Raw genomic sequence first — 22166 nt, forward strand, 5'->3', positions numbered from 1 at the left:
CAGGGACGGAGTCGGCGAACGGGAAGAGGTGGTGCGGCCCTGCCATGGGCCGCACCACCTCGCGGACGTCAGTTGTACATACGCCGCTTGTCCTCGCTTCCGGTGCCGCCCTGACCCTCGGTCAGCTCGGCGATCTCACCGATCTCGACCGGCAGCAGCTCGTCCTCGGTGTTCACGGTGGTGCTCAGCGGTTCGCTCATGACGGGTTCCCTTCTTCTGGGTGATGGAAAGTGCGGTGGTGCTGACCGATCTACTCGGTGATGTCGCCGCGGATCGGACGATCAAGGGCCGGGGCGGCGCGTCAGGCGCCCTTCCCCGGCGGAGGGACGGTCGGTCGAAGAGGCGTGGGTCGCCGACGAGAGAACAGCCGGTACCGGGTCTGGGGCTGTCGCGGGATCGCGTTCTCGGCCCAGACCCGGTGGCCCACGCCGGTCCGCTGGGCGCCGTGGCGGGTGACGAGCCGGTCGACGAGTAACAGCCCGCGCCCGCTCTCGACGTAGAGGCCTGCGGCTCGGCGGTGTGGCAGGGCGAGCGAGTCGTCGTACACCTCGACAGGACTCGGCGGTGTCCGAGGTCGATGCGTACCCCGACGGTGAGCATGGTCCCGGCGCCGTGCAGTACACCGTTCGCCACCAGCTCCGAGGTGACGGTCGTCAGCGCGATCTCGGAGTCCTCGTCCAGGCGTAGTCCCCACTGGGTGATGAGGTCGCGGAGTCGCCGGCGGCTCAGCGATACGGAGGAAGGGGCACGGGCCAGGAAGAAGCTTCTGCTGCGTATACGCATGACGGACCCCTTCGATGGCCGACGGACCTGGGCGGTGAGGTGGGCCGCGTCGCGGGAGGGTATGGGTCGTCTTCCGCCTGCTGACCGGCCGCTATCCAGTCAACTCCGTGACCGGTCCGGCCTCCGGTGCCAGGAAGGGGTGCGTTTCCGCGTGGGGGGCCGCTTCAGGGGGCCAGGATGAGAGACGGGACTTTCAGACGCTTGGGGGACGGGCATGATGGCACCAGAGGGCATCGGGGTCTTACTGAGGAAAATCCGGGACGACGATGGACGTTCCCGTGAGGAGCAGGCCCTGGTGCTGCAGGAGGCCCAAGGGGGAAAGTGGTTCGACCCGGAGAACCTCAAACGCTGGGAGACCGAACGCCGTCTGCCGACACCGGTGTGGCACGAGCTGCTGGCGAAGGGCTACGGGCGTTCGGTCGAGGAGATCGTCCACGCTGTGGCCGCGAGCAGGCGCTGGCGCAGGCAGCAGCGCCGAGCGGCCCCGGGCGGTGAGGGGAAGGAGGAGGCGGCGGTGGAACGACGACGATTCTTCGGTGTGGCAGCGGTGACGGCGGGAACGGCCGCACTGTCAGGCATCGCCGAGGCACGGCAGGGCATCGACGCCGGCCTCTCCGGGTCCGACGCCGGTGATCTGGCCTATCTGGCGGGCGCTTTCGAGAGGCACCGGGGCGGATACCACGGGCGCGCGCCGAGCGTCGTCCTCGATGAGATGACCGCAGACCTCGGCCTGCTACGAGAGGTCCTCAGTCGCCCGCATCCGGCGGCCACCCGGGCGGAGCTGGCCCGTACGGCTGCGGGTATCACCGGTCTGGTGGCGATCATCCAGCACGACCGGGGAGACCAGCGGGACGCCTACGGATGGTTCGCGACCGCCGAACAGGCAGCCCGGGAATCCGGGGACCGGCACATGCTGGCCTGGGTCCTGGCCCGACACGCCATGGTCCCGCTCAACTACGGGGCGCCGAAGACCGCGGCGGCGCTGGCCATGCGCTCCCGTACGGAAGCCGGGAAGTCCCCGACCGCTGCCGCCGCGCTCGCCGCAGCCGTCACCGCGCGGGCCCTCGCCTCGACCGGGGACCACCAGGCCGCTCTCCGTGCGGTCGCCGACGCCCGTTCCATCGCCGACCGGCTGGACACCTCCCAGGCCGCCGACACCTGGTTCGGCTACCCGTTCCAGAAGCACCACGTCCACCTCTCCCAGGCGTTCACCCTGATGGGCCGGACCCGTGAGGCGTACGAGGAGCAGGAAGCGGCACTCGCCCTGACCCGGTCCCCCTCGGTGATGACACGCGCCCTCCTCTCCATCGACACCGCTCTGTGCCTGTCGGCGGACGGCGATCAGTCGGCAGCGGCGGAGCTGGCTTCGGACGTCTGGACGAGGCTTCCTGAGGCATACCGCCAGGGGCTGGTCCGGTCACGAGCGGAGTCGTTGCATCGAACGATGTCCGGAGCGGCCCAGAGCAGGTTCGGGGACGCACTGGTCGGGCGCTGACCGAGGCCGTCACACGAACAGGGGTGATCACCCGTGCGGTGATCACCCCTGTCGCTTGTTGCCCTCTACCGCCGGGGCCTGGGGCGGGGATCCGCGAGTGGAGTCGCCTTGGTGGGCGACGAGCTGTTGGCGTGTGGGGCGCGCGATAGAAGTACGGCTTGGGTCGTACGGCTGCGGGCTGCTTCGGCGCGACGGTTGGCCGCTGGGTTGCGTGCGGTGTACTGGATGCGGGTGATGAGGACGCGGGCGGGTTGGTGGGCGGTGGTGAGTTCGCGCTGGGCTTCGGCTTCTCGCAGGAGTTGGTGGGGGTGGTGGCCTCGGACTTCGGCATCGGTGGGGGGGTGGGTGCGGCGGGCGGGTTTGACGGCGATGTCGGCGGCGGCGAGGTAGGCGAGGAGTTCCTCGGTGTCGGTGACGTGGGGGATGGCGGCGCGGGTGCCCGTGCGGTCACCCTTCCTCAGTTCCCGCAGGCCGTAGTCCTTCTCGATCTTCAGAGGCGGGGAGGCCGCGGGGGTTGGACCCGACCGGTTTGATGGCGGCGATCACGCGGCGAGACCCGTCCCTGTATCGGTCGGCCAATGGAGAGCTTCGGCGATCAGCTCCAGCAGGTCCTGGAGTTCCGTGAGGCACTGCCGGATGTCAAACGGGTTCCGGTCGCTGTTGAGGGCGTGGGCGACCTGGTTGCTGTTGTGGCTGGTGCGGTTGCGCTGCCGCAGGGCCTGGGCGCGGAACATGTGGGGGTGGCGGCGGTCGCCGGACAGCGGGAGGAACTGATCTCGCTCGACGACGTCTCCGGTGGGCGGGTCACCCTCGGCATCGGCGCGGGTGGCAGCGGCTTCGACGCCACCGCGCTGGGGCAGGAGGCGTGGACGCCGCGGGAGCGGGCGGACCGGTTCGGCGAGTTCGTGCCGCTGCTCGACCGGCTGCTCACCGAGAGCGCGGTCTCGCAGCGGGGTGACTTCTACGCGGCCGAGGAGGCCCGGAACCTCCCCGGGTGCGTGCAGCGGCCCCGGCTGCCGTTCGCGGTGGCGGCGACCGGTCCGCGTGGGCTGAGCCTGGCGGCCCGGTACGGGCAGGCGTGGGTGACGACCGGCGACCCGAAGCTGTACGAGACGGGGACCCCGGAGCAGTCGGTGAAGGCCATCGGGGGCCAGGTCGAGCGGCTCGGCAGCGCGTGCGCCGCGATCGGCCGGAGCGCGGCGGAGCTGGACAAGGTCCTGCTCCACGGCTTCACCCCCGACCGGAACAGGCCGCTGGAGTCCGTGGACGCCTTCGTCGACTTCGCCGGCCGCCACCGGGAGCTCGGCTTCACCGAGATCGTGATCCACTGGCCCATCCCCGACTCCGACTTCGCTGGCGACCAGACCGTTTTCGAGACCATCGCCACCGAGGCCCTCGCCCAGCTCGGCTGAGCGAACGTTCGCCACTCGTCACGCGCGCCCGCCCGCAGGCGAGATGGGGCGCCGTCCCGCGCGGACCACGCCGCCCCACGCCTTCCACGGATCACGCCACCCCGGACGGGGACGAATCCTGCGACCCTTCGGGGCACGTGTGCGGTGGCGAGTCCGGCGAACTGTTGGCGGCGGCGCCCACTCGGAATCGTCCCCCGAAGAACGAGGGGCCGTGCGACGACGATATCGGCCGGGCAATCGAGGCGCGGCGGGAATGCTCGACCAATTCTGTACTACCGTAATGGAGTTCACAGGGAATCGCCGGGGGAGAAGCGTTGAGCGCTCGCATTCTGGTCGCCGAGGATGACGAGAAACAATCCCGGCTGATACGGGTCTACCTGGAACGGGAGGGCAACGCGGTGCAGGTCGTGGCAGACGGTCGCGCCGCGTTGGACAAGGCGCGGTCGAGCCGGCCGGATCTCATCGTGCTCGACGTGATGCTGCCGTACGTCGACGGTCTCGACGTGTGCCGCATCCTGCGGACGGAGCCGGGCACCGAGGACGTCCCCATCCTGCTGCTGACCGCCCGCACGACCGAGGAGGATCTGCTCCTCGGGCTCGACCTCGGCGCGGACGACTACCTCACCAAGCCCTACAGCCCGCGCGAACTGGCGGCGCGGGTGCGGGCGTTGCTGCGGCGCGCCAGGAAGTCCGCGTCGGCCGGGTCGACGCTGCTGCGGGTCGGCGAGATGGAGCTGGACGCCGCGCGGTTCGAGGTCCGGGTCGCGGGCCGGCCGGTGGCGCTGACCTCGAAGGAGTTCTCCATCCTGGAGTCACTGGCCCGCGAGCCCGGACGGGTCTTCACCCGGGCCCAGATCATCGAGCGGGTCTTCGGCTTCGACCACGACGTACTGGAGCGGACCGTCGACGCGCACGTGATGAACCTGCGGCGGAAGCTGGAGGCCCCGGGCGGCCCACGACTCCTGGAGACGGTGTACGGGCGCGGCTACCGGCTCGTGGACCGAACCTGAGCGGCCTCGGGGGCACCGGGTACGCCCGGTTCCGGGAGGTCAGGAGGCCGAGGGGCCGGGAACCCGGGGGCCAGGCGGCCGGGGAAACCGAGGGAGACCGATTCCGGCGCCTCGCGACGTACCCGGCTCCAGGGCGTCGGGACCTGGGTGGGTCGGCGGGCCGGGCGGGTCAGCGGGCCAGGCCCGGGCGCGCGCTCAGGACGATGGTGAACGTCGTGCCCGCCCCGACCGTGCTCGTCACGTCGATGGTGCCCTGGTGGTCGTGCACGATCTGCCGGGCGATCGCCAGGCCGAGGCCGCTGCCGCCGGTCGCCCGGCCCCGTGACGCGTCCGACCGCCAGAAGCGGTCGAAGACGTGCGGCAGGTGTTCCGCGGGTATCCCCTTGCCGGTGTCCCGAATCTCGACGATGGCCAGCTCCCTGTGCGGGACCAGGGTCAGGGTGACGCGTCCGCCGGGCGGCGTGGCGCGCAGCGCGTTGCCGACGAGGTTGCCGACGACCTGGCGGAGCCGGTCCGCGTCGGCGTTCACGTACGCCGGATACGGGGCGGCCACGTCCAGCGTCACGCCCGCCGTCCCGGCGTGGGCGCGGTGCGCGGTGCGGGCGGCTTCGAGGAGGTCCCGCAGGTCGATCTCGGAGCGGTGGTAGGTGAGGGCTCCGGCCTCGGCGAGCGCCAGGTCCTGGAGGTCGTCCACGATCCGCTGCTGGAGCAGCGCCTCCTCGTGGAGCGAGTCGAGCAGGTCGGGTGTCGGCTCGACGACGCCGTCCCGCAGGGCCTCCAGGTAGCCGCGCAGGTTGGCCAGGGGGGTGCGCAGCTCGTGCGCGATGTCGCCGGTGAGACGGCGCTGGCGGTCCTCACCCGCCTGGATGGAGCCGGCCATGCGGTTGAACGCCCGTCCGAGCCGCGCGATCTCGTCTCCCCCGGCGACGGGAACACGCCGCTCCAGATCGCCTTCGCCGAGCCCCTGCGCCGCGAGCGTCATGGCCCGCACGGGCCGCAGCACGGCCCGGCTCAGCAGCAGTGCCCCGAGGATCGTGGCGAGCGCGACCCCGACGGCGGCGACGACGGTGGGGGCGGCGGCGATCGTGGGCGGGGACTCGTTCTGGTACCCGAGGCTCACTTCGAGGCGCGGCGGGGCGACGGAGGCCGTGCGCTCGTTGAAGACGCGCTGGAGGCAGGGGGTGAGCGGCCGGACGGGTTCGCAGTCCCAGGCCACGGTCGCGTCCTGAGCCTGCCGCGGGTCGCGTTCGAGCGGGCTCACCGTGCACGTGGCCGGCCGACTGTCGGTGGTGACCAGGGGGACGCCCATGGCGTCGGTACGCACCGTCACCGCCGCCCCCGCCCGGGTCAGGCAGGCCGCGTCGGCCGCTGTCGAGCGGTACGTCGCGATCGCCACCATGCCCAGCTTCACGGCGACACGCGGCGCCAGGCCCCGGTCGAACCGCAGCACCGGGCGCGGGTCGACCAGGACCGGGGGCTGGCCGCCCAGCGGGCGCGGCGCGCCCCCCGCGAGGGTGTCGGAGTCGGCGAGCGGGACGCCGGACTCCGTGGTGACCTGGATGCGCTCACCGGTCTCCTTCGACAGCGCGCCGACGACCGCCGCGATCCCGTCCCAGGTGCCGTGCGCGAAGCCGTAGGCGCGGAGCTTGCCGGTGACCACGGAGACGTCCTCCTGGCCGGCGGTGACGGCCTCCCGCACCTGCCGGTTGGCCTGGCGCAGGGTGAGCCAGGCGGTGGCCGCGGTGGCGGTCAGGGCGATCAGCGTCAGCAGGGCGAGCACCCGTAACCGGAAGCTCACCGGGCGCCTCCCGCCCCGGGCTCCGCGACATGTGCGCTCAACGAGACTCCTTCGATCGGGTTTCCACGCTACGGGACGGCCGTCCGGGCGCGGAACGTGCTCCGCGAGGGCGCGGAACGGGTCAACGAGGCGCGGGGCGGCGGGAATTGGCTCACACCGCTTTCGCCCTCTCGTGTACGGGAGCGAGTCCGCCGACAGCGGATCACGCTGTTTCCGGAGCGCCATCTGGTGAGCCTCCGAATGGCGCGATGTCCCTCACCGGTCTTTCGCTCGCTCGCCTTTCGGCGACCGCCTTTCAGTCGCCTGCCTTTCCCACGCCGGCCTTTCGCTCAACCGCCTTCCGGCGGCCCGCCTTCAGCCGCCGGCCTTTTCCTCCCCGTCCTTTCGATAGCCCGCGTACGAAACTGAGCCCACCGGCAGCGGATCGCTTTCTTTCGGAGCGTCATCTGGCGAGCCTGTTCACGCCGGATGACGCTCCGCCGCGAGGAACGTCGCGTTGTTCTCCCCCGGGCAGTGGACTCCCGGGTACGGCGCCGACGAACGACACGGCTGGTGGGTCGGACGGAATGTCGGCGGGCGGCCGCCACCGCCGGGTCCGTGGCGGCGGGCTTCCCGACGGCGGCTCGTACCCCGGAGACCCGGCCGTGGCCGCCCCCGCCCAGGGCACCGCCCCCACCCGGGGCACCGCCCCTCATCATGTGCCGGACAGCGCCTCCGTCGGTGCCAGTCCGCTCGCCCGGACCGCCGGGTACAGGCCGGCGATCATGCCGATGAGCAGCGTCGAGCCGATGCCGGCCGCGCTCGCCCACACGGGGACGACCGTCGGCCAGTCCCGGCTGACGGCGTACCCGGCCGTGATCAGCGTCCCGAGTACGGTGCCGCCGAGGCCGCCGATCAGGGACAGCAGTAGGGACTCCGTGACGAACTGCGTGCGGATCTGGCCCCTCGTGGCTCCCAGGGCCCGTCGCAGGCCGATCTCCGGTCGGCGTTCCAGGACCGAGATGACCATGGTGTTGCCGACGCCGACCCCGCCGACCAGGAGTGCCACGCCGCCGAGGCCGAGCAGGAGGCCGGTCAGGGTGGACCGGGTCGCCTCGCGGGCCGCGAGGGCGTCGGAGGGCCGCGAGATCCGCACCTCGCCGGGGTTCGCGGGGTTGGCCGTGGCCGGCAGCACCGCCCGTACCGACACGACCTGGCTGTCCTCCGCGCGGACGTAGACCGTCGAGGGATGCCCGTCGAAGCGGAGGTACGTCCGGGCCGCGGGCCAGCCGACCAGCGCGGCGCTGTCCAGTTCCGGTGCGAGCGGCACCGGGTCGAGGACGCCCACCAGCGAGAACCACCGGCCGCCGAGCCAGACCCGGGTGCCGGGGGTGCGGACGTCGAGTCGCTGGGCGGCGGTCGCGCCGAGCACGACGGCCGGGTACGTCTCGGTCGCGGGGTCCAGCCAGCGGCCCTGGCGGACGTGGCCGCCGACGGCCGGGAGGAGGTCGGAGCCGGCCGCCAGGACGTCGAGGGAGCCGGTGCGGCCGACGGCGATGCGCTCGTTGCGGTAGACGTGTGCCCCCGTCGACCCGGTGGCGGCGACCTGCCGTACGGGCGGGACCCGCCCGATCATCGCCACGGACTCCACGGGGAGTGTGGCCTCGGTACCGTCCAGGGCCTCTCCCGGCGCGACCCGCAGCAGGTTCGTGCCGAGTGCGTCGAGCTTTTGGTCGACCTCGGCCTGTCCGGACCCCGAGATGCCGACCACCGCGATCATCGCGGCGACGCCGATGGCGATGCCGACGGCGGACAGGAAGACCCGCAGCGGGCGGGTCCGCAGACCGGTACCGCCGAGCCGGACGACGTCCACGGGGCGGAGCCGGAGGGCGCGCGGCCGGGCCGGTGACCGCGTCGGCCGCCAGGCGACCCCGGGCTCGGGGGCCGGGGGCTCGGGGGCACCGGCGCGCGGCCGACCGGTCTCGGCGCCCCGCCCCCTGGCGCCCCGCCGGGTGGAGCCCTGCTCGCGGCCGGTCATCGGGGTACTCCGATCGTCGTGCGCCGCGCGATGTCGGCGACCAGACGGCCGTCGCGCATCTCGATACGGCGCGGCAACCCGGCGGCGATCTCGCGGTCGTGGGTGATGACGACCACCGTCGTGCCCGCCGCGTTCAGCTCGCGCAGCAGGGCCAGCACCGTCGCGCCGGACGCCGAGTCCAGGTTGCCGGTCGGCTCGTCCGCCAGCAGCACCGACGGCTGCCCGACCACGGCGCGGGCCACGGCCACGCGTTGGCGCTCACCGCCGGAGAGCTGGTGTGGGAGGTGGTGGACGCGGTGGCTGAGGCCGACCCGTGCCAGGGCGGCCGACGCCCGGGCGCGGCGCCGGCGCGCGGGCACGCCCGCGTACAGCAGCCCGTCCGCGACCGAGTCCAGCACGGGGACGCCGACGGCCAGGTGGAACTGTTGGAAGACGAAGCCGATCCGGGTGGCCCGCAGGGCGGAGACCTCCCGGTCCGACAGGCTCGCTATGTCGTGGCCGTCGACGAGGACCCGGCCCGTGGACGGGCGGTCGAGACTGCCCATCAGGTTGAGCATGCTCGACTTGCCGGAGCCCGACGGGCCGACGATCGCGACCAGTTCGCCCCGTTCGACACGCAGACTCACGTCCCGGACCGCGGCCACACCGCCCGGATAGGTCTTGGAGACCGCCTCGAACTCCACGACCGGGGCCGCACCGCCGCTCACTCGGGAATCCTCACCTTCGCACCCTCGCGAACGGGGCCGCTGACCTCCACGTCCCCGTCGGCGAACAGCCCGGTCCGCACGGCGACGAGTCGGCCGTCCTCGGTCTCCAGGCCGTGTCCACCCTCGGCGAGGGCGACGAGCGCGGCGACCGGGACGGTCAGCGCGTTCCTGACCTCCTTGCCCACGTACTCGACCGTGACGGGCCCGCCCTCCAGCGGGCCGACGGCCTTCTGGTCCTCGATGGTGACGGTGACCGGGATCGTGGCGGCCGGGCCCGTCCCACCGCCCTCGTCGCCGTCGCCGCCCTCCGGCGCGGTCGCCTGTCTACCGAGCGCCGACACCCGGCCCCGTACGGAGTCGCCGTCGGGCAGCTTGATCGCGACGCGCGCGCCCCGCACGGCCCACGCGGCGTCCGAGGCCGAGGCGCCCACGACCACCTTGCGGTCCGTGCCGGTGTACGTGAGGGTGCTCTCGCCGACGGCGGAGCCGAGCCGGGTGCCGGGCCGGCCGATGCGCACCTCGCTCGCGGAGTAGATGACGTCGCCCGCGTCGACCACTCCGGTCTGGTCCACACCGAGCGACTTCTGCCAGCGCTTGACGGCGTCGGACGTACGGCTAGTGAACCTCTCGTCCACCGTGAACCCGCCGTAGCCCAGGGCGGCGAGGTTCGTCTCGAACTGCATGACGTCCATGCCCGTGAGCTCGCGTGCCCCTCGGGAGGGGCCGGGGCCCTCACCGCCTCCGGCGCCCCCGGGTCGCGGTGTGTCCCCCGCTTTCGGCGTGCCGGCCTGGCCCGGCGTGCCGGCGGGCCCTGCTGTGCCGGCGGGGTCCGCTGTGCCGGCGGGGTCCGGGGGCTCGCTGGCCCCGTCGCCCTCGGCCCGCCGCCGCCCGGCCGGTTCCTGGTCGCCGGAGCGCGGCTCGTCCTCCTGGGCCGACAGCCCCAGGGTCCGGTACATCGGCAGGCTTCCGTACATCAGGACCACCGGCCGGTCGTCGACCCGGAGCAGCGCGTCGCCCCGCTTGACCGTGGAGCCCGTCTCGGGCAACCAGGTCACGGTTCCCTCCGCCTTGACGGGCAGCGGCAGTTCCGTGCCGTATCCCAACTGACCCTCCACCGTGGTGCGTTCCGTCAGCGTCGCCCGGGTGACCGGGACGACGGAGCCGGAGCGGGGCAGGGCGCCCGGCTCCCCGCCCGCCCTGCCGCCGAGCCCGAGCGCGCCCACCACGGCGACCGTCGCCACGACGACCACGGCGGCGGCGGTCAGCGCCGTACGCCGCCCCCGCCGGGCACTCGGCGGCGGGGCGGTCGTGCCGGGCTCGTCCTCGTCGCGTGTCACCGTCTCGGTCACCGTCAGCCCCTGGCCGGCGCCGGGTTGGTCGGGGCGCCGATGAGGGGCCCGCAGACGCGGGTCGCGCGCGTCGCGCTGGCCGAGCTCTGGTCCCACTCCGACACCGCGGAGTTGTCGTCGCCGCCGTACCCGTCGGGGCCCGGATCGGGGAAGTCCGGGGCGCCGTTCTTCTGCATGCACGCGGCGTACTCGCGCTTGACCTTGATCTGCTCGGGGGTGAGCTTGGGCCGGCTGGCCGCCTCGACGCTCTCGGGCACGGCGGGCTGCTTCGCGGCACACGTGGTCGACGCTTCCAGGAACTTCGGGTCCTTCTTCAACGCGAGCGCCTGGCCGTCGAGGTCGACCTGCCCGTTCTCGCTCGGATCGGGGATGTCGACGCCGTTGTCCCGCATGCACTTCACCCACACGCGCTGCCCCTTGACGTACGCGGCCAGCTCGTCCCCGGCGTCGCCTCCGCCGCCGGTCGCCCCCGCCGAGACGGCCCCGTCAGCGCCGCCGGCCGAAGGAACCTTCGCGCCGTCGCCGCCGCCGCACCCGGCCAGCGTGAGGGCCAGGGCCGACGTCACCACCGCCAGGAGCACCCGGTTCGTTCTCATCAGTTCTCCGTCTCCTCCTGTCACACCCGGCCGCGGGTGCGGCGGGCAGGGGGACCGTAGGCCGCGAGCCGTGAAGAACCTTTGAAGAACCTGTCACGCGACCATGCGATCGCCTCGCACCCGCGCGGGGGCGTACGGACCGGGGCTGAGGCGTACGCGGCGCACCCGCCCGAACCGCACACCCGGGTGCTCGCGCCCCGCGCGTCCGGGTCCGCCTTCCGGACCCGCGTGCCCGGGTCGTCCGCGCCCCGGGGCATCATGGGCGACCTGACCTCGGCGGCGGGGCGGCGACGGAGCGGGAAGGCCGGGGAGGCTGACCGTACGGGCGCGTGAAGCCCGCTCGCACGCCCGTACGCACACCTGTGCGCGACCATGCAGGAGGATGGAGGCCGTGACTCCAGCTACCGAGCAGCCCAAGCAGCCCGAGCCCGCCACGTTCGCGGGTGCGGAGCCCACGCCCGTGGCGCCCACCATGCCCCGGCTCATCGCCACCGACCTCGACGGCACCCTGTTGCGCGACGACAAGTCCGTGTCCGAACGCACCGTCGCGGCACTGGCCGCAGCCGAGGCCGCGGGCATCGACGTCTTCTTCGTCACCGGCCGCCCGGCCCGCTGGATGAACGTCGTCAGCGACCACCTGCACGGCCACGGCCTGGCCATCTGCGCCAACGGGGCGGCCGTCGTCGACCTCCACCAGGGCATACGGTTCGTCCTGGTCCGCCCCCTGCTCGCCGAGGACGCGCGCGCCGTCGTGCGGGCGCTGCGCGCCGTCGCGCCGGGCACCGCGTTCGCGGTCGAGCGCACCGGCGGCATCCACCACGAGCCGGGCTACCCGCCCCTGTCGTTCGACACCCCCACGACCATCGGCCCGGTCGACAAGCTGCTGTCCGAGGACGCGGACCAGGCCGAGCAGCCCATCCTCAAGCTGCTCGCCCACCACCCCGACCTCGTCCCGGACGACTTCCTCGACCTGGCCCGCACCTCCGCCGGGCAGCACGCGACGTTCACCCGCTCCAGCCCCAGCGCCCTGCTGGAGATCAGCGGCCTCGGTGTCAGCAAGGCCAGCACGCTGGAGCGGTGCTGTGCCGAGCGGGGCATCACCCGCGACCAGGTGATGGCGTTCGGGGACATGCCCAACGACGTGGAGATGCTGAACTGGGCCGGCATGTCGTACGCCATGGCCAACGCGCACCCCGAGGTCCTCGCCGCGACCAGCCGGCACGCCCCGGGCAACAACGAGGACGGCGTGGCGACCGTCATCGAGAGCGTGCTGGGCCGGTAGTCGCCCGGGGTCGCCTCGGGGCCCCGGCGGGGGGAGCCCCGGGATCCCCGACGGCCGGGCGGCCCGGCCGTCGGGTGACCCGCGTCGGGCGCCCCGTCCGTCAGGGGAGCGGAGCGGCCTCCTCCGCCCGGTCGTGTGAGATCGCGGGCGTACGCGTGCGACCGGTGACCGTCAGCAGCGCGACGACGCACGCGGCGCCGAGCAGGATGCCGAAGGCGACCATGAGCGCCGTGGTGTAACCGTGCACGGTGGCCGCGGTCGGTGTGCGGTGGCCCGGTCGGGCCAGGTAGGACGCGGCGGCGCTGGCCGCCACCGTGTTGAGCAGGGCGGTGCCCAGCGCCGCCCCGAGTTGCTGGGCCGCGTTGTAGGCCGCCGAGGCGGCGCCGATGTCGCGCCAGGGCATGTCGGCGGTGGCCAGGCTGGCGGTCGGCGGCATGACACAGCCGAGCCCGAGCCCGGTCAGGACCAGCGCCGGCGTCAGGTACAGCGGCAGGATGTGCGAGCTGTCGGCCGTCAGCCAGGTCAGCAGGAACATCCCGGCCGCCGCCGCGAGCAGGCCCGGCAGGATCAGCGCGGCGGGCGGGACGCGGCCGTGCAGCTTGCCGGCGATCAGCGTGGAGCCGAGCAGCGCGGCCACGGCGTTGATGATCAACGTGAGGCCGGCCTCGACCGGCGAGTAGCCGAGCACCGTCTGCGTGTAGTAGCTCATGAACAGGTAGAAGCCGAACATCGCGACGAACATCAGCGTGATCGCGGCGAACGCGGTGCCACGGGCGCGGTGGACGAGCACGCGGAGCGGCAGCAGCGGGTGGGTGGCCCGCGACTCGACGACGGCGAACGCGGCCAGCAGCACCACCCCGCCCACCAGCGGCGCGAGCACCTCGACCGAGCCCCACCCGTGCGCCTCGGCCTCGTTGAAGCCGTAGACGAGGGCGGCGAACCCGGCCGCGCTGAGCAGGGCTCCCGCGACGTCGAGCCGTCCGCCGTCCCGGGCCGGGCTGTCACGCGGCACCAGGGCCGTGCCAGCCACCGCGAGCAGCGCCAGGGGCACGTTGATGTACAGGCACCAACGCCAGCTCACGTACTCCGTCAGCAACCCGCCCGCGACCAGGCCCAGCGCCGAGCCCGCGGCGCCGACGGCGGCGAACACGCCGAAGGCGCGCCCGCGCTCCCGGGCCTCGGTGAAGGTGATCGTCAACAGCGAGAGCCCGGCCGGCGCGAGCAGCGCGGCGAACACGCCCTGGAGCGCCCGTGCCCCGAACAGCATCTCGGAGTTGGCGGCGGCCCCGCCCAGCGCGGACGCGGCGGCGAAGCCCAGCAGCCCGACGCGGAACGTACGGCGGTGCCCCAGCGCGCCGCTGACGCGCCCGCCGATCAGCAGCAGGCCGCCGAAGGCCAGCGCGTAGGCGGTGATGGCCCACTGCCGGCTGGCGTCCGACATGTCGAGCGCGCGCTGCGCCGACGGCAGCGCGATGTTCACGATCGTGCCGTCCAGGACGACGAGGAGCTGCGCCGTGCTGACCGCCAGCAGCGTCCACCACCGCCGCCGCCCCGCTGAGACCGGCTCTCCCGGCGTGTCTTCCATGACCCAGATACCGCCTAACAATGTATGGGCTTGCCGAACAACGTTAGAGACGGCGAACACCGTACTACACTGACGGGACCGGTCCGGGTCGCCAACGGCGCGCCACGTACGCTCGCGAACGCGCCCCTCGGGGCAGCCGGTTGCACGCACCACGAGCCCTCGCGGCGGGCGCTCGCGACGGGTGGCCGCAGGCCCTCGCCGCGAGGAACGACGGGGCACCAGGGCGCCGGAAGCGGTCGGGTGCGGTCACCCTCCGCACGCGAACGAAGCCGCCTCCGACGACCCAGGCCACAGGACGACCAGCGACGGACCCGACACCACCCACGTCGGACACCACGCGACACGCGGTACGCGGTACGCCGGCCCGTGGTACGCCGTACGCCGGTACGCCTGGTACGCGGCACCAGGCAGCAGGCAGCAGGCAGCAGGCAGCAGGCAGCAGGCAGCAGCGGAACGACCAGGGCGCCCGGGGCGCCGAGCGAAAGGGAGGAACACCGTGGGCGGAGCACGCGGCCAGCGAAGCGGCGACGGCGACGTACGAAGCGTGTGGTTGCGACCGCGCCGCACCGCGCGCGGCGAGCCACCGCTGACCCGCGCGCGCATCGTCGAGGCCGCCGTCGCGCTGCTCGACGAGGAGGGCATCGAGCGGCTCACCATGCGCCGGCTCGCGGAACGGCTGACCGTCATGGCCCCGTCCCTGTACTGGCACGTCGACACGAAAGACGACGTCATCGATCTCGCCGTGGACGCGATCTTCGGCGAGGTGCCCCCGGCCACGGACGGCTCCGCCGACTGGCGGGCGGAGGTGATCACGGTGCTCACCGCGTGGCGGGCCGCGCTGCTCCGCCATCCCTGGGCCGCCGCGGTCCCGGCCCGGCGCCGGCCGACCATCGGCCCGCACTTCCTGGCCTGGATGGAGATCCTGCAGGCCACGCTGGTGCGCGCGGGCTTCACCGACAAGGGCCTGTCCGCGGCGACGTGGGCGCTCTACAACCACGTCATGGGCTCGGCCGCCGCCGAGACGGCCCTGCACATCACCGACGAGGAGCGCCGGGTGGGCCAGGAACAACTGCGGGCCAACAGCGACCGCTACCCGACCCTCGCGGAGCGCGGCTACCTCTACGACGACGACTGGGACGGCAGCTTCACCACCGGCCTCGACTTCCTCCTCGACGGCCTCGCGGCGCAGCTTGCGCGAACACCCTGACCAACAGCCACGGCCCCGGCCGCCCCGCGCTGACCGCGCGCTGCGCCGACCCGCCTGGCGGAGCGCGCGATGTGAGCGACTCGGGTGAGGCCGCTCGACGGCTCAACGCGCTCGCCCCCGGCGGTCAGCGGCCCCGCGCTCCGGGCACCGCGGCACACCCCAGCCCACGTGCCCGCCCCGCCGGCCCGACCAGGGCCGGCTACCGGCCGCCAGCTGCACCGATGCGGACGCGAGGGCGCGCACACGGCTGTCAAACCTCCAGCCGTCGCACAGCTTTCACATCCGGTGAAACCGGGCGGCCCGCCGACCGGCTCCGGCACCCGGCGAGCTCCCCGGCCGACACGCGCACGAGCCGACCACCGGGGAAGTCCGTTCAACTCGCCGGCCCCGCCGCACGGGTCACCCCCGCTCGACCACCGACCCACCGGTCCGCTGACCTGCCGGTTCGCTGACACACCGCCCCATTGACCCACCGACCCACCGCCCCACCGGTCCGCCACCGCTCGGCCACCGAGCCCGCCACCGCTCCGACCGCCGGCCGCAAGCGCCGCTCGCTCCGTCGGTCCCGCCGCCACCCGGCCGCCGGTCCGGCTAGAGCGGTGCCTCCCACGTCACCGTCGTCCCACCACGCCCATGCCCGCTACCGCCCTCGCGGCCAGCGGCGGCGGCCTCGTCGGTGCCACCGCCCCCGCCGACAGCGCCAGCCCCGCCGTCCCGACCCGCGTCGCCGCCCTCACCAGCGCCGGCCTGCCCCCAGCCGCCCGGGAGCAGGCCCGGTCCGTAGCCGCTGGAACCGCCGAGCGCCTCCGCGCGGCGGGCCAGGTTGCGCAGCCCGCTGCGCCGGCCGCCCTCCGCGATGCCCACGCCGTCGTCGGCGACCGTCAGGCGCACCCCCTCACGGCCGTCCGGCAGGCGCACCGTCGCGTCCACGACCACCTCGATACGCGACGCGCGCGCGTGCCGGAACGCGTTGGACAGCGCCTCGCGCAGCGCCGCGATCAGGTTCTTGCCGGTCAGCTCCCCCACGCGCGCGTCCACCGCGCCCACGAACCGGGCCGACGGCTGGAAGCCCAACGGCACGGCCGCCGTCCCGATCTCCCGCAGCACCCGCGTACGCAGCCCGGCCGGCGCCTCGGCCGGGCCCTGCTCCAGGGCGAAGATGGCGGTGCGCACCTCCTGAATGGTGGCGTCCAGCTCGTCCACGGCCTTGCCGATCTTCTCCTGCACCAGCGGTACGACCGCCTTGCGCTGTGCGCTCTCCAGCATCATGCCGGTCGCGAACAGCCGCTGGATGACCAGGTCGTGCAGGTCACGGGCGATCCGGTCGCGGTCCTCGTACACCGCGAGCCGCTCTCGGTCGCGCTGGGCCTCGGCGAGGAGGAGCGCGAGCGCGGCCTGGGCCGCGAACTGCGTGGCCAGCGTCCGCTCGGTCTCCGTGAACGGGCGCGCGCCGCGTTCGCGCGGCGTGCTCAGGATGCCCAGCACCCGGTCGCCGCTGCGGAGCGGCAACATCATGCTCGGCCCGAACCGGGCGGAGATGTCCGTCGTCATGCGCGGGTCGGTCGCCGAGTCCTCGACGAAGACCGGATCGCCGGCCATGAGGTGCGGCACGATCGGCGCGTCGGGTGCGACGACCGTGCCCAGCAGCCCCGCCGGCTCCTCGGCGTCCACCGCCACGATCTCCAGGCCGCCGCTCTCGGTCGGCAGCAGCACGATCCCCGCCGTCGAGTCCGCCAGCCGCCTGGCCTTCTCGGCCACGACGACCAGCGCGTCCTCCGCGTCGCCCGCGGAGAGCAGGGCCGTGGTGATGGCGACCGAGCCGTCGATCCAGCGCTCGCGCTGTCGCGTCTGTTCGTCGTGGCGCGCGTTGCCGATGGCGAGCGCGACCTCGACCGCGAGCACCCGCACCAGGTGCCGGTCCGCCTCGTCGAACGGGCCGCCGTTCTTCTCCGCCAGGTAGAGGTTGCCGAAGAACTCGCCCTGCGCCCGGAGCGGCACCCCCAGGAACGTCCGCATCGGCGGCCGGCTCGGGGCGAACCCCGCGGCCCGTGGGTCGTCCGTCAGTTCACCGAGCGGGACGGGTTCGGGCGGTTGGAGGAGTCCGCTCGGCAGGTGCGGTGGCTCCGCCGGCAGCTCGGCGGCCCGCTCCCGGGCGTCCTCGCCGACGCTGTAGGAGACGAAGTCGGTGAACCGCGTGCCCGTGGCGTTCACGACGCCGATCGCGGCATAGCGCGCGTCGACCAGCTCGGCGGCGGTCCGCACCAGCCGGTCGAGGGTGACGTGCAGGTCGAGGCCCGTGCCGACCGACCGCATCGCCTCCAGCAGGCGCGGTACGCACGCGGTCAGCTCCGACGGCAGGTCCTGCAGGCTGCGCGTGGCGGCGGTGGCCGCCTCCAACGACTCGTGCGCCCCGGCACCCGCCCCAGCGCCGGCCCGTGTCCCCGTCCCGGCACCCGACGCGTGACCGCCACCGCCCGACGCGGCCGGCCCCGGCGTGGCCGCCGTCGCGGCCGGGGGGTCGGCTGGTCCGGTGGGCTGGGTCGCTCCCGTGGGTGCCATGAGAACGAGCGTAGTTAGTCCCTTTTGCCAGGGAAAGGAGGAGCTTCGGCCCGTTGCCGGCGCCACCTCCCTGGCCCCGCCCACCACTCACCCGGCCAACGCCGGCAGCGACACCGGCCCCCGCCACCTAGACCGCCGAGGCGCCCGCGTCGACATGCGGGCCGACACCGTCGCCGACGCCCGCGCCGACACCACCGGCCGGACCCCGGTGAGCACCCGAGCCGGCCCGGCCCGCCGGACCGGCGGGAGCGTCCGAGCGGCCCATACCGCCTGGACCAGCGAGTTCGGCCGACCCACCGTCGCCGCCCGACCGGTCGTACGCTCCCGCGTCGACATGCGTGAGGTGCCGGGTCTCCGTGGCCCGCTCGCGCTCCAGCATGCGACGGAACGGGCCGGCGGAGCGGGCCAGTTCGGCGTACGCGCCTCGCTGCGCCACCCGGCCCGCGTCCAGCACGATCACCTCGTCCACGGCGTCGAGCCCCGCCAACCGGTGCGTGATCAGCACGGTCGTACGCCCCTCGGTGGCCGCGAGCAGGTCGCGGGTCAACGCGTCCGCCGTGGGCAGGTCGAGGTGCTCGGCGGGCTCGTCGAGTACGAGCACGGGGAAGCCCGCGAGCAGCGCCCTGGCCAGTGCCAATCGTTGGCGCTGGCCCCCGGAGAGCCGCGCGCCGTGCTCGCCGACCAGCGAGTCCAGGCCGTCGGGCAGCCCGTCGGCCCACGCCGACAGCCGAGCCCCGGCCAACGCCGCCCGCAACTCGTCCTCGCTGGCGTCCGGCCGGGCCAACCGCAGGTTCTCGCGCAGCGAGCTGTCGAAGAGGTGCGCGTCCTGGGCACACAGCCCGACCAGCCGCCGCACCGCGTCCCCGGACAGCCCCGCCGCGTCCACGCCGGCCAGCGTGTACGTCCCCGCCTCCGCGTCCAGGAAGCGGAGCAGCACCTGGGCGAGCGTCGTCTTCCCCGACCCGGACGGCCCCACGACGGCCACCCGCCGCCCGGCCACCAGCTCCAGGTCGAAGCCGTCGACAGCGGGCCGCCGCTGCCCCGGATGGCGCGCCGTCAGACGCCGTACGACCAGCGGGTACGGCTGCTGTGGCGGGGTCGCGGCCGACTCCGGCTCGCGCACCGGCGCCGGCGCGTCCAGCACCTCGCGTACCCGCTCGGCGGCCCGGCCCACCCGCTGCCGGTAGCGCACGGCGCCCGGCAGCCCGGCCACCGTCTCGAACGCGGCGAGCGGAGTGAGGACCACGACCGCGAGCCACAGCCCGTCCAACCGCCCGTCCGCCACGGCCCGCACCCCGACCCACGCCGTGGCGCAGACGGTGAGACCGCAGCTCAGCGCCGTCAGCCCGGCGCCCAGCGCGCCCGCGGCGGACGCCCGCCGCGCGATCGCGGTGAGCAGCCCGTCGGCGCGTCGCACGGCGGCCGTACGCGCGGGCAGCGCGCCGGCCACCGTCAGCTCGGCCGTGCCGGTGAGCAGGTCGACCACGCGTACGGACAGCGCGCCCCGGGCGGGCGCGAGCTGCCGCTCAGTACGCCGTGCCCACGCGCTGGTCAGCAGCGGCACCCCGACGCCGGCCACCAGCAGGCCCGCCGCGAGCAGGGCGCCCGCCTCCGGCAGCAGCCAGGCCGTGAACCCCACGGACGCGACCCCCACGAGCAGGGCCGAGCCGACCGGCAGCAGCCAGCGCAGGAAGTAGTCCTGGAGCGCGTCCACGTCCGCGACCAGCCGGGACAGCAGGTCACCGCGCCGGCTCTGGCGCAGCCCGGCGGGCGCGAGCCGCTCCAGGCGCCGGTAGACCGCCACCCGCAGATCGGCCAGTACGCGCAGCGCGGCATCGTGGGAGACCAGCCGCTCCGCGTACCGGAAGACCGCCCGTCCGATGCCGAAGGCCCGGGTCGCCGTCACCGCCACCATCAGGTACAGCACGGGCGGCTGCTGCGACGCCCGCGAGATCAGCCAGCCGGAGACGGCCATCAGCCCGACGGCGCTGCCCAGCGCGAGGCTGCCGAGCAGCAGCGCGAGCGCGAACCGCCCCCGCCGCTCCCGACCCACCGCGCGCACGAGCGCCAGCCCACCGCCCCCACCACGGGCGAGGCCCCGGCCGAAGCCACCACGCGACGCGGCCGGACGGTCCGCGCCTCCGGCCCTCTCCGTCGGCCCGGCGTCGGCGACCCGGTCCGCCCGCGCCCCCGCCCGCTCCACCTGCTCGGATGTCGACCACTCCGCTGTCCCCTGCTCCGGCACCACGGGTTCCCCGGCCGTGCGGGCCGGCCCGGACGCCGGTTCCCGCGCCGCGTCGCGGCGCTCCTCGCCCGCGCCCCGGGACCGCGCCCGGACACCGTGAGCCGGGGCCGAGGCGTCGAGTGCGGGCCGCGCGTCCTGTCCGTCGGCCGGCGCGGGACCGTCCGCCCGCCCCACGCGCACCACGCGGTCCGCGATCGTCAACAGGGCCGGCCGGTGGACGACCAGCAGCACGGTGCGGCCGACCGCCAGCCGCCGCACCGCGTCCACCACGAGGGCTTCCGTCTCGCCGTCCAGGTTCGCGGTCGGTTCGTCGAGCAGCAGGACCGGCCGGTCGGCGAGGAACGCCCGCGCGAGCGCGAGGCGTTGCCGCTGCCCCGCCGAGAGACCCGCGCCGTCCTCACCGAGCTCGGTCCGCACCCCGTCCGGCAGGGCCGAGACGAAGTCCAGCGCGCTGGCCGCGCGCAGCGCGTCCCGCACCGCCTCGTCGTCGGCGTCCGGTCGCGCCAGCCGTACGTTCTCCTCGATCGTGCCCGCGAACAGGTAGGGCCGCTGCGGCACCCAGGCGATCTGGTCCCGCCAGCCCCGCCAGCCCGCCGCCGAGAGCGCCGCCAGATCGGTCCCGCCGACGCTCACCGTGCCTCGCTCCACACCACGGCCCGGCCCCGTGAACCCGAGCACCGTGTGCAGCAGGGTCGTCTTGCCGGCACCGCTCGGCCCGACCACGGCCACGGTCTCGCCGGGCGCGACGGTCAGCGAGGTCGCGTCAAGGGAGGGTGCGGTACGCCCCGGGTGTCGCACCACCAGCCCGTCCACCACCAGCGCCGCCGCCCGCGCGTCGGGTACCCGGTCCCCCTCCGACGCACCACCGACCGACTCCGCGCCGGGCGGCACAGCGCCGGGCCGCGCCGCATCGGGCCCCGCCGCCACGCCGGGCCGCCGGGAGCCCTCGGCCCCACGGACCGCGCCGGCCCGGGCGACCTCTCCGGCCGGGTCGGTCTCCAGTACGGCGAAGACCTCGTCGGCCGCCGCCAGGCCCTCGGCCGCCGCGTGGTACTCGGCCCCGACCTGACGCAGCGGCAGATACGCCTCGGGCGCGAGGATCAGCACCACGAGCCCGGCGTAGAGATCCATGTCCCCGTGGACCAGCCGCATCCCGATGCCCACGGCGACCAGCGCCACCGACAGCGTCGCCAGCAGCTCCAGCGCGAAAGACGACAGGAAGGCGATGCGGAGCGTCTTCAGCGTGGCCTGACGGTAGTCGGAGGTGATCGCCCGAATGGACTCGGCCTGCGCCTTGGCACGACCGAAGACCTTGAGCGTCGGCAGCCCGGCCACCACATCGAGGAAGTGCCCGGAGAGCCGCGACAACAGCCGCCACTGCCGGTCCATCCGATGCTGAGTGGCCCAGCCGATGAGCATCATGAAGACCGGGATGAGCGGCAGCGTGATCACGATGATCAGCGCCGACACCCAGTCCTCGGTGACGATCCGGGCCAACACCGCCGCCGGGACCACCACGGCGAGCCCGAGCTGTGGAAGGTAGCGGGAGAAGTAGTCGTCCAGGGCGTCGACGCCCCGGGTGGCGAGCGTGGTCAGCTCACCGGTCCGCTGCGTGCTCAGCCAGCCGGGCCCCAGCTCGGTCGCCCGCGTCAGCAGACGCATCCGCAGCTCCGACTTGACCTCGGCACTGGCCCGATGCGCAGCCATCTCGGTCAACGCGGAGACCACGGCCCGCCCGACGGCGACACCGGCCAGCAGCGCCAGCGGCCTCGCCAAGGCACCGACCGAGTCGCCATCCCGGAAGGCACCCACCACGATCTCGGCGATGAGCATCGCCTGGGCGATCACGAGACCGGCGCCGATGAGCCCGAGAGCCACCGAAGCCAGCAGGAAGAACCGGGTGGCGCGCGCGTACCGCAGCAGCCGAGGGTCGATGGGTTTCACGTGAAACACCGACCTGGTTTCACGTGAAACACGCGCGCGGCCGGTTTCACGTGAAACACGGACGGGCTCTGTTTCACGTGAAACACCCGACCAGCCGAGCGCCACCCGACGGCGCCGACGGTGCCGACGACACCGACCGCGCCAGCGCCGGCCCCGCCACGCCAGGTCATCCCTCGG

The 22166-nt window shown here is 74.2% G+C and carries 15 protein-coding genes; 6 read left to right on the plus strand and 9 right to left on the minus strand.

The features are described 5' to 3' along the window. Positions 1-68: 68 nt before the first annotated feature. Positions 69-200 carry an albusnodin family lasso peptide gene (locus tag ACFVFR_RS07295; protein WP_383698698.1) on the minus strand — a complete coding sequence of 44 codons (132 nt, stop codon included), beginning with the start codon at positions 198-200 and terminating at the stop codon, positions 69-71. An 878-nt stretch (positions 201-1078) separates the two neighbouring features. On the opposite strand from ACFVFR_RS07295, the gene ACFVFR_RS07300 reads away from it, so the two are divergent. From ACFVFR_RS07300 to ACFVFR_RS07315, 4 genes are all read left to right on the plus strand, one after another. Then, positions 1079-2278 carry a transcriptional regulator gene (locus ACFVFR_RS07300; protein WP_383698699.1) on the plus strand — a complete coding sequence of 400 codons (1200 nt, stop codon included), beginning with the start codon at positions 1079-1081 and terminating at the stop codon, positions 2276-2278. 158 nt (positions 2279-2436) lie between these two features. After that, positions 2437-2811 (plus strand): hypothetical protein, encoded by a 375-nt coding sequence (locus ACFVFR_RS07305; RefSeq protein ID WP_383698700.1) that lies wholly within the window; start codon positions 2437-2439, stop codon positions 2809-2811. A gap of 45 nt (positions 2812-2856) precedes the next feature. Further along, positions 2857-3690, plus strand: a complete 834-nt coding sequence (locus tag ACFVFR_RS07310) for an LLM class flavin-dependent oxidoreductase (RefSeq protein WP_383698701.1) — start codon at positions 2857-2859, stop codon at positions 3688-3690. Between the two features lie 314 nt (positions 3691-4004). Continuing rightward, the gene (locus tag ACFVFR_RS07315; RefSeq protein WP_383698702.1) at positions 4005-4700 is read left to right on the plus strand and encodes a response regulator transcription factor; all 696 of its coding nucleotides are present in this window, start codon (positions 4005-4007) and stop codon (positions 4698-4700) included. A gap of 169 nt (positions 4701-4869) precedes the next feature. Here the strand turns inward: ACFVFR_RS07315 and ACFVFR_RS07320 are convergent, their stop codons facing one another. From ACFVFR_RS07320 to ACFVFR_RS07340, 5 genes are all read right to left on the minus strand, one after another. Further along, on the minus strand, positions 4870-6498 hold the full coding sequence (locus ACFVFR_RS07320) for a sensor histidine kinase (protein ID WP_383698703.1): 1629 nt from the start codon (positions 6496-6498) through the stop codon (positions 4870-4872). Positions 6499-7192: 694 nt separating this feature from the next. Further along, a complete protein-coding gene (locus ACFVFR_RS07325) occupies positions 7193-8515 on the minus strand; it encodes an ABC transporter permease (RefSeq protein WP_383698704.1) in 1323 nt (440 codons plus the stop codon). Beyond that, positions 8512-9222, minus strand: coding sequence for an ABC transporter ATP-binding protein (locus tag ACFVFR_RS07330; protein ID WP_383698705.1), 711 nt, complete (start codon positions 9220-9222; stop codon positions 8512-8514). The genes ACFVFR_RS07325 and ACFVFR_RS07330 overlap by 4 nt, the downstream gene beginning before the upstream one ends. Continuing rightward, on the minus strand, positions 9219-10571 hold the full coding sequence (locus ACFVFR_RS07335; protein WP_383698706.1) for a peptidoglycan-binding protein: 1353 nt from the start codon (positions 10569-10571) through the stop codon (positions 9219-9221). The genes ACFVFR_RS07330 and ACFVFR_RS07335 overlap by 4 nt, the downstream gene beginning before the upstream one ends. A 2-nt stretch (positions 10572-10573) precedes the next feature. Further along, positions 10574-11167 (minus strand): hypothetical protein, encoded by a 594-nt coding sequence (locus tag ACFVFR_RS07340; protein WP_383698707.1) that lies wholly within the window; start codon positions 11165-11167, stop codon positions 10574-10576. Positions 11168-11549: 382 nt separating this feature from the next. Here ACFVFR_RS07340 and ACFVFR_RS07345 point away from each other — a divergent pair, with 382 nt between their 5' ends. Continuing rightward, on the plus strand, positions 11550-12449 hold the full coding sequence (locus ACFVFR_RS07345) for a Cof-type HAD-IIB family hydrolase (RefSeq protein ID WP_383698708.1): 900 nt from the start codon (positions 11550-11552) through the stop codon (positions 12447-12449). Positions 12450-12549: 100 nt separating this feature from the next. On the opposite strand, the gene ACFVFR_RS07350 is transcribed toward ACFVFR_RS07345, so the two are convergent. Next, positions 12550-14034, minus strand: a complete 1485-nt coding sequence (locus tag ACFVFR_RS07350) for an MFS transporter (RefSeq protein WP_383698709.1) — start codon at positions 14032-14034, stop codon at positions 12550-12552. Between the two features lie 496 nt (positions 14035-14530). Here ACFVFR_RS07350 and ACFVFR_RS07355 point away from each other — a divergent pair, with 496 nt between their 5' ends. Then, on the plus strand, positions 14531-15241 hold the full coding sequence (locus ACFVFR_RS07355) for a TetR/AcrR family transcriptional regulator C-terminal domain-containing protein (RefSeq protein WP_383698710.1): 711 nt from the start codon (positions 14531-14533) through the stop codon (positions 15239-15241). Between the two features lie 591 nt (positions 15242-15832). On the opposite strand, the gene ACFVFR_RS07360 is transcribed toward ACFVFR_RS07355, so the two are convergent. Together ACFVFR_RS07360 and cydD are read right to left on the minus strand one after the other, a co-directional pair. Further along, complete coding sequence (locus tag ACFVFR_RS07360; RefSeq protein WP_383698788.1) at positions 15833-17638, minus strand: GAF domain-containing protein; 1806 nt, start codon at positions 17636-17638, stop codon at positions 15833-15835. 289 nt (positions 17639-17927) lie between these two features. Then, entirely contained in the window at positions 17928-21989 is a 4062-nt protein-coding gene (gene cydD / locus ACFVFR_RS07365) for a thiol reductant ABC exporter subunit CydD (protein ID WP_383698711.1), read from the minus strand. Between the last annotated feature and the right edge of the window lie 177 nt (positions 21990-22166).

Origin of the sequence: Streptomyces sp. NPDC057702, from assembly GCF_042799315.1 — a bacterium.
GTDB lineage: Bacteria > Actinomycetota > Actinomycetes > Streptomycetales > Streptomycetaceae > Streptomyces.